Below are 12,289 nucleotides of genomic sequence, written 5' to 3'. Positions count from 1 at the left end.
CGGACCAGCGCCGCGGCGTCGTCCGCCCGGCCCACCCGGTGCAGATCGACGACGACATCGCCGCTGCCCGGGCGGATGACGGCGTTCAGGAGTCGTCCCAAGTGGGGCTCGGCGGCCGGGCGGATCGGGCGGTGCACCTCGATGACGGTGCGGTCGGCGTACCGGCGTACCGCGACCGGGGACGGTCCGATCCCGCCGTCATCGTCGCCGACCGCTGCCGCAGCACCGGCCGTTCGGGGTGTTCGGGCCGTTCGGGCAGTCCGAGCTGTTCGGGCCGTTCGGGCCGTTCGGGAAGGCACCGGCAAAAGGCCCGGCAGGAGGGCCGGTCGGAGCCGGCGGCGGACAGAGGTCCACAACGGGTGCAGGGAAGGGGCGGTCCACGTCATCGCGGTCTCCCTCGGCATCAAGACCTGGTGGGACAAGCCGTCGCGGCCCGCCGTGCCGCGACGCGGGAGCGACTGGGATTCTGCCACCCCGCGGCGCCCGGCGGGCAGGGCCGCTCGGCCTCGTACTGGGACCGGCAGGCTCTGTTGGGCCCGGCGCCGGGGCGCGGTAGGGGCGCCTGCCCAAAGGCGGGAACGGCCGGTGTCTTTCGGCCGATGCCGGGTCCCGAGGGGCACTCGTGGCTTTCATGGTCGAGCGGCGCACCCGCCGTTCCGGCGCGAGCCTCCGCCGGGCGTGCGTGCCGGCGCCGGCCGTCCCCGGAAAGATCCCCGGAAAGCCCCGGAAAGATCCCCAGGAAGGGAGATCGTTTCTCATGCTCTCGGTATCCACCGCTGCCGCGACCACTGGTTCGTACGTCACCTCCATCGCGGACACGACGGGGGAGATACGGGCCGCGCAGCGGCTGCGCCGCCGGGTCTTCGGCGGGGAGCTGGGGGCCCGGCTGCGCACCCGGCCGGCCGGCCACGACGTCGACGGCTTCGACGCGTCGGCCGATCACCTGATCGTGACGGACACCGCCAGTGGCGAGGTGGTCGGTACGTATCGCCTGCTGCCCCCGGGGCGCGGCGAACGCTCCTACTGCGAGGGCGAGTTCGACCTGCGGGCGCTGCACGACGTGCGCGGGCGGATGGTGGAGGCCGGGCGCGCGTGCGTGCACCCGGACCACCGGACCGGCGCGGTGATCAACCTGATGTGGGCCGCGCTCGCCCGGTACGTCCTGCTCTCCGGCCACCGCTACCTCGCGGGCTGCGCCTCCGTACCGCTGGCCGACGGCGGCCAAGCGGCCTCGCACGCCTGGCTGCTGGGGACGATGAAGCACTGCTCCCCGGCCGAGCTGCGAGTGCACCCGTACCGCCCGTGGACGCCGCCGGGCGTGATCGAGAACGAGCCGAGTTACGCGCTGCTGCCGCCGCTGCTTCGCGGCTACCTCCGGATCGGCGCCTGGATGTGCGGGGCACCGGCCCACGACCCGGAGTCCGATGTCGCGGACTTCTTTGTGCTGCTGGACATGGACCGGATCGACGACCGCTACCGGCGCTTCTTCCTGGGGGATTAGGAATACCCCTGGCACGCACCGGGACCGCGCTCCTCCGCCCGGCGGAACGGGACCCCTGACGAAGGTCAGGGGCCGCCTCGGACCTTCGGGCACTGCGGCGCGGTTCACCCGGCTCCTACCGTCGATCGGGAACGGTGCGGGCCCGTCGAGTACCCGCTCCCGCGCCGCGGACACCCAGCGAACGGAGACCCGGCCCCTTCGACGGCCTCGCCGACCACCTGATTGGGCCGGACCGCGGGCCATCGACCGGCTGCTGCGCGGCGAGAAGGGCCGGCAACGGTACACGTGGGGGCGCGCCATGGTCGGGCGGCACGCCACGACACTGATAGTGGCGGGCCGCTTCCTGCCCGGCGGCCGGGTGGCGTCCGCACTGTCCACCGGCAGCCTGCGGTTCCCGCTGCGCCGCTTCGTCCTGCTGGACGCGGCCGGCGCCACGCTGTGGGCCGTCACCAGTACCGCCAACGGTTACGTCGGCGGCGCGGCGGCTGACGGCCCGTCGGGGGAGGGGCAGAGTGGCTCAGGAGGCCCGGCCCCACGCCTCCGCGTAAGCGCGCGCCGCCGTACGGGGGTCGGCGGCCGCGCAGATGCCCGAGACGACCGCGCCGCCCGCCGCGCCCGCGGCCCGCAGCGGCGCCATGTCCGCCACCGTCACCCCGCCGATCGCCACCGCCGGCAGCGGCGTGGGCGCCGCCAGCCGGGCGAAGCCCTCGATGCCCAACTCCGGTGGCGCGTCCGCCTTGGTACGGGTCGCGTGCAGCGCGCCGATGCCGACGTAGTCGACCCGCGCCGGTTCCTTGGCCGCGGCCCGCAGTTCGTCCTCCGTCGCGGCGCTCAGCCCGATCACCGCTTCCGGCCCGGTCAGCGCGCGGACCGCGGCCACCGGCAGGTCGGACTGGCCGACGTGCACCCCGGTCACCCGCGCCCCGGCCGCGCGCGCCGCCAAGTACACATCCACCCGGTCGTTGACGAACAGCGCGACGTGCTCGGGCAGTACCGCGGAGATCCGCAGCACCGTGTCGAGGAACTCCCGTGCTGCGCCGTCCTTCTCCCGCACCTGTACTGCCGTGACCCCGCCGGCCACCGCCTCCGCGACCGTGCCGGGCACGTCCCGGCCGCACGCGGCGGCCTGCGCCGCGTCGGTGACCAGGTACACGGAGAGGTCCAGCGGTGCGGGCAGTTCCGGGTCCCCGGTCACGCCCACGAGATGGCCGCCCGCTTGTCGAGCGTGTCCTCGTCGAGGCCGTACAGCGCGTCCAGGAAGGCGGCCGCGAAGCTGCCGGGGCCGCCGCTGCGCTCGGCCGCGACCTCGGCGGCCACGGTGTAGACCGTCACCGCGGCGACCGCGGCGGCCAGCCGGTCACCGTCCGGAGCCGAGTGCGGCGGGGCGAACGCCGCCAGCACCGCGCCCAGCGCACAGCCACCGCCGGTCACCCGCGTCAGCAGCGGGTCCCCGTTGGCGACCCGTACCGTCCGCGCGCCGTCCGTCAGCAGATCGACCGGTCCGGAGACAGTGACCACCGCACCCGTCGCGCGGGCCAGCGTGCCCGCGGCCCCGGCCGCCGACTCGACCTCGTCCGTCGCGTCCACCCCGCGCCCGCCGCCTCCGGTCCCGGCCAGCGCGATGATCTCCGAGGCGTTGCCGCGCACAATGGACGGGCCCTGCGCGGCCAGCCGGTGCGCCAGCGCGGTCCGTACCCGCAGCGAGCCGATCGCCACCGGGTCCAGCACCCACGGCGTCCCGTTGCGGACTGCCGACGCCACCGCCTCGGTCATGGCCGCGCGCTGCTCGGCGTGCGGTGTGCCCACGTTGACCAGCAGTCCCGAGGCGGCCCCGGCGAACGGGCCGGCCTCCTCGGGGATGTCCACCATGGCCGGGGCGGCCCCCAGCGCGAGCAGAACGTTGGCCGTGAAGTTCGAAACGACCTGGTTGGTGAGGCACTGCACCAGTGGTGTTTCATGGCGTACGCGGATGAGCGCTTGCCGGGCCGTGGCAAGCAGGTCGTCGGCCGGACGCGTCATAGGGGCATTCCTCTGTGACATCCCTTCGCTGGTGCGAACCAGATCAGGTTCGACGGGTGTGATCTCAGCCCTTGAGATGGGCACCCCGTGTCTCTGTGTGCCCACATGCTACCCGCACCCCGTTCCCGATCCGGAACCCCGACCCCTGGAAGACCCATGACCATCGAGCGTCCCGTGTTCGACGGGCGGATGCCCGCCGGCGCCGGCGATCTGTCCGTCGAACGGCACGGCATCGGCCCCGTGCCCGAGAACAACCGCTACGGCCGCCCCGGCCGCCTGTTCACCGTGTGGTTCGCGCCCAACCTGACCATGACCGGCGTCTTCACCGGCACCGTGGGCATCGGCCTCGGACTCGACTTCTGGACCGCGTTCGCCGCGATGGCGCTCGGCACGCTGCTCGGCGCCGCGCCGTCCGCCTACCTCGGTACGTGGGGCAGCCTCACCGGCACCGGTCAACTGCCGCTCGCCCGGCTGGCGTTCGGCGGCGGCGTCGTACTGCCCGGCATCCTGCAGTGGCTGTCCTCCATCGCCTGGGACGCGCTGATCGGACTGTTCGGCGGCGACGCGCTGGCCCGCCTGCTCGGCTGGCCCTTCTGGCTGGGCGCGCTGACCGTCCTGCTCCTCCAGGGCGTCGTCGGCGTCCTCGGGTACGAGGCCATCCACCGCCTCCAGACCGTGATGACCTTCGTGCTGGGCGCGGCCTTCCTCGCCCTCAGCGTCAAGCTCCTCGATGGTGTCCCGCTCCCGTCGGCCGCCACCGCACACGGCGCCGACCGGGCCGGGGCCTTCGTCCTGACCACCACCGTCGCGCTGAGCCTCGCCATCTCCTGGGCCCCCTACGCCTCGGACTTCAGTCGGTACCTGCCGCGCTCGTCCTCCCGGCCGCGGATGTTCTGGTACACCCTGCTCGGCATGGCCGCCGCGTACCTCTGGGTGCAGACCCTCGGCCTGTGGGCGGCGGGCCTCTTCACCGACCAGACGGCGGCGGGCGTGCACAAGCTGCTCGGCGGCGGGGCGCTGGGCGCCTTCGGGCTGCTGGCCATCGCCGCCTCGGCGGTGTGCAGCAACGCCATGAACGACTACAGCGGTTCGCTGGCCCTGCAGACGGCCGGGGTCCGCATCCCACGCCCCATCGCCGCCGCAGTCGCCGCCGTACTCGGCTTCCTGCTCGTCCTGTGGATGCACGCCGCCGACACCACGGCCCGCTTCCAGAACGTGCTGCTCTTCGTCGGCTACTGGATACCCGGCTTCATCGGCGTCGTCGCGATCGACTGGCTCGCCCGCGCCCGCGCCCGCAGCGGTCGGCCGGTCGAGGTGCACGAGGAATTCGCCCGTCCGCAGCCGTGGTGGCCGGCGGTACTGGCCTTCGTCGTGTCGTTCGCCGCCGCCGTGCCCTTCATGGACACCTCGCTGTACATCGGCCCGGTCGCCGAGGCGCTGCACGGCGCGGACCTGGCGTACTTCGTGACTTTCCTGGTCTCGGTCGCGGTCTACGCACCGCTTCGGCTGCGCGGCGCGCGCGGAAACTGAAAAGGCCTGCGGACACAACAAAACCCCGGTCGCATTGGCGGCCGGGGCGGCTCTCCGCGTATATTGGGAGTTTCCATGCCCTGAAATGAATTTGAGCATGGCGAAGCTTTACTGGAGTCATCTTAACCAGGCGGGAGTCGAATTGTCAATCCAGGTGCCGGGCGAAGAATCGGGCGTACGGCCGGACCGGTCCGCCGACGAGGAGACGCGCCGCGAGGAAATGCGCCGTGAGCAGGAATTCATCGACATGCTCTACGAGCGCCTCGGCGAGCTGCGCGCCGGGGCGGGTGCCGCGGTGCAGGGCGCCCTGGCGGCGGCCGACACCGGCACGCTGCAGGCGCGGCTGGAGCGCGATGTGACCGTGGCCGAGCAGGCCGGGCTGCTCGCCGCCTTCGACGCGGGCGAGCACGGCCTGTGCTTCGGCCGGCTCTCCTTCCGCGACGGCGCCGACCACCACATCGGGCGGATCGGCATCCGGCGCGACGACGCCGAGCGCACACCGCTGGTCATCGACTGGCGCGCCGACGTCGCCCGCCCCTTCTACCTCGCCACCGGCCACACCCCGATGGGCCTGCGCCGCCGGCGCCACATCTCCACCGAAGGCCGCCGCGTCACCGCACTGCACGACGAGATCATGGACCTCGCCGACACGGTGCGCACCGGCCACGAGGGCACCGACGCCGACACCGTGCTGCTCGCGGCCCTGGACGCGGCCCGCACCGGCCGGATGCACGACATCGTGCAGACCATCCAGGCCGAGCAGGACCGCATCATCCGCGCCCCGCACCGCGGCGTCATGGTCGTCGAGGGCGGCCCCGGCACCGGCAAGACCGTCGTCGCGCTGCACCGCGCCGCGTACCTGCTGTACGCGCACCGCGAGCTGCTCGCCCGCCGCGCCGTACTGATCGTCGGCCCCAACCCGGCGTTCCTCGGCTACATCGGCGAGGTGCTGCCCGCGCTCGGCGAGACCGGCGTACTGCTCGCCTCGCCCGGCGAGCTCTTCCCCGGCGTCCACGCCACCGGCACCGACACCCCCGAGGCCGCCGCGGTCAAGGGCGGCGCCGCGATGGCCGACGCGCTCGCCGCGTTCGTACGCGACCGCCAGCGGCTCCCCGAGCCCGGCACCGTCATCCCGCACGAGGACGGCGACCTCCTCCTCGACGCGGACATCGTCCTGGAGGCCCGCCACCAGGCGCGCGAGACGAAGCTGCCGCACAACCTCGCCCGCCCGCACTTCGCCTTCCGCATCATCGACGCGCTCACCGCCCAGCTCGCCGACCGGCTCGGCGCCGACCCGTACGGCGGCCCGAACTTCCTCGGCCCCGACGACATCGCCCAGCTCGGCAAGGCGATTGCGGCAAGCGGCGAGGTGCACGCGGCCATCGCCGACCTGTGGCCTGCCCTCACCCCGCAGGAGCTGGTCGCCGACTTCCTCGCGGAGCCGGTGCACCTGCCCGAGGCCGACGCCGCGGCGATCCGCCGCGAGGGCGGCGAGTGGACCGCCGCGGACATCCCCCTCCTCGACGAGGCCGCCGAACTCCTCGGCGAGGACGACTCCGCGGCGCAGGCGGCGGCCGAGGCCGAGCGCCTGGAGCGGATCGAGTACGCGCAGGGCGTGATCGACCTCGCGTACGCCTCGCGCACGCACGAGTTCGAGGGCAAGGATGACGAGGACTCGGAGGTGCTGGGTGTCCAGGACCTCATCGACGCCGAACGCCTCGCCGACCGGCACGAGGAGGCCGACCACCGCACCGCCGCCGAACGCGCCGCCGCCGACCGCACCTGGGCCTTCGGCCACATCATCGTCGACGAGGCGCAGGAGCTGTCCGCGATGATGTGGCGGCTGCTGATGCGCCGCTGTCCGACCCGCTCGATGACGCTGGTCGGCGACCCGGCGCAGACGGCCGAGCCCGGCAGCTGCGGCACCTGGGAGTCGATCCTCGATCCGTACGTCGGCGACCGCTGGGAGCATGTACGCCTCGGCGTCAACTACCGCACCCCCGCCGAGATCATGGAGGTCGCGGCGGAGATGATCCGGGCCGCGTACGCCGGTACGCCGACCGCCGCGGCCTTCGAGCCGCCGCGCTCGGTCCGCTCCACCGGTGTACCGCCCTGGTCGCACCGCACCGATGACCTGCCGCGCGCGGTCGCCGAGGCGGTCGCGCGAGAGGCCGACGCGGAAGGCCGCCTCGCGGTCATCGCCCAGCGGCACCACCACGAGGCCCTGCTGGCCGCGCTACCCGACGCGTCCGCGGGCGAGGCCCCCGACCTGACCAGCCCGGTCGTCCTCCTGGACCCCCGCCAGGCCAAGGGCCTGGAGTTCGACATGGTACTGGTCGCGGAACCGACGGAGTTCGGCGTGAGCGACCTCTATGTCGCCCTGACCCGGGCTACGCAGCGTATGGGGGTGCTGCACACGGGCGCGCTGCCGGCGGGCCTGGAGGGGCTGGAGGCACGGTAGGCACGACCGCGCCGGTCGCCGGTCGCCGGTCGCCGGTCGCTGGTCGTCGGTCGGTTGTCGTCGATCGTCAGTGGGCGGTCGGCTGTCGACGACGGGCTGTCGACGGCCGGTACGTAGTACGTCCCGGCCGTCGACAGCCGAACCCTCATCGCCCTACGCTGTGTTCGTGATTCCGGCCGTTGACCGGAATCACGAACACAGTCGGCGCGGCGGAGGGTGGGTGAACGGCATGGGGCGACTGGTCCCAGCGGTGACCCGGGCACTGGACATACTCGAACTGTTCCTGGAGGCGGACGGCCCGCAGTCGGCCCCCGACGTGGTGCGCAAGCTGCAACTGCCGCGCACCACCGTGCACGAACTGCTCACCACGCTCGCGGCCCGCTCCTACCTGGTCCCCGTCCCCGACCAGCCGGGCCGCTACCGCCTCGGCGTGCGCGCGTACCAGCTCGGCAGCCGGTACGCCGAACAGCTCGACCTGGCGGCCGAGGGCCAGCGGGTGGCCCGCGAGGTGGCCGCCACGTGTGACGAGACGGTGCACGTCGCGATCCTGGAGGACACCGACGTCATCTACATCGCCAAGGTCGACTCCACCCACGCCGTCCGCATGGTCTCGGCGGCCGGCCGCCGACTGCCCGCGCACTGCACGGCCGTTGGCAAGATGCTGCTCGCCGCGCTCCCCGAAGCGGAGCTGTCCGCCCGCATCGAGGGCCGCGAACTGGTCGCGCTGACCCCCGGCAGCATCACCGACCCTGACGCGCTGCGTACGGAACTCGCCGCGATCCGGGAGCGCGGCACGGCCACGGAGCACCGCGAGTCCAACCCGGACGTCTCCTGCGTAGCGGCCCCGGTCCGCGACAGCTCGGGCCGCGTTGTCGCTGCGCTCTCGGTCTCCGTCCCGATGATCCGCTGGACCGACTCCAGCGAGACGGAACTCGCCGAACTGGCGGTAAAGGGCGCAAACGACCTGTCCCTCAGCCTCGGCTACCGCGCACCGCGTATGTAACGAACGCGGCCCAGGAAGCGGCCCCCACGGCGAGCTGGGGGCCCTCCGGGTCCTTGGAGTCACGTATCCGGATGCTGCCCGCGGCAACGGCGACTTCGACGCAGTCGGGGCCGTCGGCCGTGCTGTAGCTGCTCTTGAACCAGTTCAGCTGAGTGGTCATGTCTCTCCCCGCACTTTCTCGATGAAGGCCAGCGACTCCCGCGGCGTGAGCGCTCGGGCACGGATGATCCCATAGCGCATCTCAAGGATGCGCACCTCTTTGGCGTCGGAGATCAGTCCGCTGACGAGTTGCACCTCGTTGTGTCCCACAGTGGTGCCGTCCTCAAGAGTCAGCAGCCGGAACGAACCGTCCAGGCCGGCGTGGTCCTCGCGGTCTGTCGGCATCACCTGGATGTCCACGTTCCGCAACTGACCTACCTCCAACAGGTGTTCGAGCTGTTGGCGCATCACCATTCTGCCCCCGATCGGGCGTCGCAGTGTCACCTCGTCCTGCACGAAGCTGAGGAAGGCTCGCGTGCTGTGGATGACGTCCTTTCGCGCCATCCGTGCGGCCACACGTTGTTCCAGGTCCTCCTCGCTGAACAGTGGGCGTCGCAGGGTGTACACCGCCTGTGCGTACTCCTTGGTCTGAAGCAGCCCGTGGATGACGGAGTTGTTGTACGCACCCATTTCGACCGCGACCGCTTCCAACTTCGCCAGGTCCCGCACCTTCTTCGGGTAACGGGCCTCCTCCACCTCCCGTTTCATGCCGACGATCGCGCCGTCCGCGCGCAGCGCTTCCTCCGCCGCGTCCAGGAATTGCGGCTTCGGGAGGCGGCGGCCGCGTTCGACCGACGACACTTGCTCCTCGCTGTAGCCGATCGCGTCGCCCAGTTCCGCCTGGGTGAGCCCGGCCCGCTCGCGGCACATCTTGACGACCCAGCCGACATCCATGTCAGCTCCTCCCGTACAGGCCCGGACCGCAGCCGGACAAGCAACCCAGTACCACCGACCTCCCTGTCCAGCGTACGCAGCAACGACCACGCTGCGTGACATGAATTCACTGACGGGTCATCCCGTGTTCGGCGTTCAGCTCGTCGCGACCCGGCGAGGCGCCCGCCTCGCCCGGCGGCTGGCCGTACAGCAGTTGGCCGCCTGGGGCTGGCCGCACGGCCACGCCGTATCGGATGCCGCCGCCCACCTCGTCGCGGAACTCGCCGCGAACGCGGTCACGCACGGGTACGTACGCGGCCGCGACTTCCGGCTCCGGCTCAGCGTCAACGACGACGGACGCACACTCCGCATCGAGGTAACCGACGCACGTCCCGACCGCCTGCCGCACACACCCACTCATCCCACGAACGCGAACGCGGTATCGGGCCGCGGCCTGCTCCTCGTGGAGACCCTGGCCGACCGATGGGGTACGGAAAACAGCAACCTGTATACCAAGACCGTGTGGTGTGAACTCGCCGTGGTCAGCCGTCGGTCGTGAGCGAGTCGAGGATGGCGTCGACGGTCTGCTCCGTGAGGTCGGGGTGGAGGAAGGCGAGGCGTGCGACGGTTTCGCCTTGCCATACGGTCGGGGTGATGAAGGCCGTACCCGCGGCCAGGAGGCGTTTGGACCAGGTGTAGTAGTCGTGCGGTTGCCAGCCCGTGCGGCGGAGGAGGACGACGGACAGCTCGGGTTCGCGGAGGAGTTCGAGGCCGTCGGTGCGCTCGGCGCGGCGGGCGGTGTACTGGGCGAGCCGGACGCCGCGGGCGACCGCGTCCCGGTACGCGTCCGTGCCGTGCACCGCGAGCGAGAACCACAGGGGGAGACCGCGCGGGCGCCGGGTGAGGTGGTACGCGTAATCGCTCGGGTTCCACTCCAGGTCGTCCGCGCCCGCGCCGTCCCCGTGGATCGCGTCGAGGTAGGAGGCGTCCTGGGTGTGGACGGCCTTGGCGAGGCGCGGGTCGCGGTAGAGCAGCGCGCCGCAGTCGAAGGGCGCGAACATCCACTTGTGCGGGTCGACGACGAGCGAGTCGGCGTGCTCGATACCGGCCATACGGGCGCGGAGTTCGGGCACGAAGAGGCCGCCGCCTCCGTACGCCGCGTCGACGTGGAACCACAGGTCGCGGGCGCGCGCCTGCGCGGCGACGCCCGCGAGGTCGTCGAGTATCCCGGCGTTGGTGGTGCCCGCGGTGGCGACGACCGCGACGACGGGCGCCCCGCCGTCCCGCTCGGCGGCGTCGAGCGCGACGCGTACGGCCTCACCCGTCAGCCGGTGGTCCTCGGTCGGTACGACGAGGGCGTCGATGCCGAGGATGCGCAGCGTGTTGCCGACGGAGGAGTGCACCTGGTCGCTGACGGCGATGCGTACGGGGGCGTGCCCGGCGAGCCCGAGCTTGTGCCGGCCGGTATCGCGGGCGACGACCAGCGCGGAGAGGTTGCCGGCCGAGCCGCCGCTGACGAAGCAGCCGCCGGCGCCCTCGGGGAGGCCCGCGAGATCGGCGAAGAGGCGCAGTACCTGGTTCTCGGCGGCGATCGCGCCGGACGCCTCCAGCCAGGAGACGCCGTGCAGCGAGGACCCCGAGACGATCATGTCGAAGAGGGCGGCGGCCTTGGTGGGCGCGCCGGGGATGAAGGCGAGGAAGGCGGGGTGGTCGCAGGAGATGACGGCCGGCTCGATGTCCTCGGTGTACGTACGCAGGACCTCGGCGGCCGGGCGTGGACCCGCGCCTATCGCCCCCTTGAGGGCGACATCCAGCTCGGCGTGGTCGCCGGGGCGGCCGAGCGGGGGCTCGGGCAGGGCGAGGCGGTGGCGGAGGTGATCCATGACCTGACGGGTGAGGTCCTCGTCGTGGGTGTGCATGGGCTCGTACCTCCTGAGCGGGCGGCGGCATCGCCGTGAGAGTTCTCTAATTGGGTCTGACCGGATCCAATTCGGAGGGTATGGCGCCGCCCGGGCAAGGTCAAGCCGCTCCCGGCCTCTCAGTCCCGGCCCTCGAAGTGGTCGAGCAGGGTCAGGAACTGCCGGTAGGAGTCCTGCAGATGCTCCCGCATGCGGCGCTCCGCCACCGCCCCGTCCCCGGCGAGCACGGCCAGCGCGATCGCCTCGTGCTCGTCACGGAAGACGCAGCCCAGCTCCGCCTCGGCGCCGTACACCACATGCCAGTCCGAGCGCAGCCACAGCGCATTGCCGCCCGCGAACATCTCCGAGCGGGCCCTGGCCACCGCCTCGTGCAGCACCTCGTTGCCGCCGGCGGCCGCGACGGCGAGGTGGAAGCGGCTGTCCACGCGGTGGTACGCGCCGATGTCGGGCAGCTCGCCGACCTCCGCGTCCAGGAGCTTCACCAGGTCACGGCGGGCGGCGGTGGAGCCGCGCTCGGCGGCGAGCCGGGCCGCGAGCGGCTCGATGGCCTGCCGGTACTCCATGTAGTCGCGCAGCGTGGCCCGGATCTCGGCGGCCACCGCGCCCTGCGCTCCGGTACCGGCGGTGCCCACGGGGGCGGCCTCGGCCACCCGCGTACCGCCGCTGCGGCCGAGCGTGGTGACGACCAGGCCCTCCTCGGCGAGCAGCCGCAGGGCCTGGCGCACCGTGTTGCGGCCCGCGCCGAACGCCGCGGCCAGCTCCCGCTCGCTGGGCAGCCGGTCGCCGGGCTCGAAGCCGCCGAGCGCGATGCGTTTGCGCAGCGCCTCGGCGACGAGGTCCCGCGAGGCGGACCGCCGCGCCCCGTCCTGTTCCGCGCCCGTGCCGTTCACCTGCGACCCCCGGTCGGTTAAAGGGCTTTTCTCAGACCCTATTGACAGCCTTCC

At 72.6% G+C, this 12,289-nt stretch carries 11 protein-coding genes and 1 riboswitch; of the genes, 5 read left to right on the top strand and 6 right to left on the bottom strand.

Annotation, left to right across the window (positions count from 1 at the left end; translation table 11 throughout):
- Nucleotides 1-757: 757 nt before the first annotated feature.
- A complete protein-coding gene (locus tag AB0I82_RS04925) occupies nt 758-1,501 on the top strand; it encodes a GNAT family N-acyltransferase (RefSeq protein ID WP_363255642.1) in 744 nt (247 codons plus the stop codon).
- A 517-nt stretch (nt 1,502-2,018) separates the two neighbouring features.
- Here AB0I82_RS04925 and thiE read toward each other — a convergent pair.
- Both thiE and thiM read right to left on the bottom strand, forming a co-directional pair.
- Entirely contained in the window at nt 2,019-2,696 is a 678-nt protein-coding gene (thiE, locus tag AB0I82_RS04920; RefSeq protein ID WP_363255640.1) for a thiamine phosphate synthase, read from the bottom strand.
- Nucleotides 2,693-3,520: a hydroxyethylthiazole kinase gene (gene thiM, locus AB0I82_RS04915; RefSeq protein WP_363255639.1), complete on the bottom strand. Its 828-nt coding sequence runs from the start codon at nt 3,518-3,520 to the stop codon at nt 2,693-2,695. The genes thiE and thiM overlap by 4 nt, the downstream gene beginning before the upstream one ends.
- A gap of 3 nt (nt 3,521-3,523) precedes the next feature.
- Nucleotides 3,524-3,618, bottom strand: a riboswitch (TPP riboswitch).
- Nucleotides 3,619-3,676: 58 nt separating this feature from the next.
- Here thiM and AB0I82_RS04910 point away from each other — a divergent pair.
- The 3 genes from AB0I82_RS04910 (at nt 3,677) to AB0I82_RS04900 (ending at nt 8,514) form a co-directional block, all read left to right on the top strand.
- Nucleotides 3,677-5,050, top strand: a complete 1,374-nt coding sequence (locus AB0I82_RS04910) for a cytosine permease (RefSeq protein ID WP_363255638.1) — start codon at nt 3,677-3,679, stop codon at nt 5,048-5,050.
- A 220-nt stretch (nt 5,051-5,270) separates the two neighbouring features.
- On the top strand, nt 5,271-7,511 hold the full coding sequence (locus AB0I82_RS04905; RefSeq protein ID WP_363256079.1) for a helicase: 2,241 nt from the start codon (nt 5,271-5,273) through the stop codon (nt 7,509-7,511).
- 229 nt (nt 7,512-7,740) lie between these two features.
- Nucleotides 7,741-8,514 (top strand): IclR family transcriptional regulator, encoded by a 774-nt coding sequence (locus AB0I82_RS04900; RefSeq protein WP_363255637.1) that lies wholly within the window; start codon nt 7,741-7,743, stop codon nt 8,512-8,514.
- Here AB0I82_RS04900 and AB0I82_RS04895 read toward each other — a convergent pair.
- Complete coding sequence (locus AB0I82_RS04895; protein ID WP_363255636.1) at nt 8,483-8,674, bottom strand: DUF397 domain-containing protein; 192 nt, start codon at nt 8,672-8,674, stop codon at nt 8,483-8,485. The genes AB0I82_RS04900 and AB0I82_RS04895 overlap by 32 nt on opposite strands.
- On the bottom strand, nt 8,671-9,447 hold the full coding sequence (locus tag AB0I82_RS04890) for a helix-turn-helix transcriptional regulator (RefSeq protein WP_363255635.1): 777 nt from the start codon (nt 9,445-9,447) through the stop codon (nt 8,671-8,673). The genes AB0I82_RS04895 and AB0I82_RS04890 overlap by 4 nt, the downstream gene beginning before the upstream one ends.
- A gap of 100 nt (nt 9,448-9,547) precedes the next feature.
- On the opposite strand from AB0I82_RS04890, the gene AB0I82_RS04885 reads away from it, so the two are divergent.
- Nucleotides 9,548-9,985, top strand: a complete 438-nt coding sequence (locus tag AB0I82_RS04885) for an ATP-binding protein (RefSeq protein WP_363255634.1) — start codon at nt 9,548-9,550, stop codon at nt 9,983-9,985.
- On the opposite strand, the gene AB0I82_RS04880 is transcribed toward AB0I82_RS04885, so the two are convergent.
- A complete protein-coding gene (locus tag AB0I82_RS04880) occupies nt 9,969-11,345 on the bottom strand; it encodes a pyridoxal-dependent decarboxylase (protein WP_363255633.1) in 1,377 nt (458 codons plus the stop codon). The genes AB0I82_RS04885 and AB0I82_RS04880 overlap by 17 nt on opposite strands.
- A 119-nt stretch (nt 11,346-11,464) precedes the next feature.
- Nucleotides 11,465-12,235: an FCD domain-containing protein gene (locus tag AB0I82_RS04875; RefSeq protein WP_363255632.1), complete on the bottom strand. Its 771-nt coding sequence runs from the start codon at nt 12,233-12,235 to the stop codon at nt 11,465-11,467.
- Nucleotides 12,236-12,289: the final 54 nt, after the last annotated feature.

The organism is Streptomyces sp. NPDC050315 (assembly GCF_040655775.1).
Classification (GTDB): Bacteria; Actinomycetota; Actinomycetes; order Streptomycetales; family Streptomycetaceae; genus Streptomyces.
The sequence above is the reverse complement of the archived record's forward strand: the minus strand, read 5'-3'. Positions and strand labels throughout refer to the sequence as shown.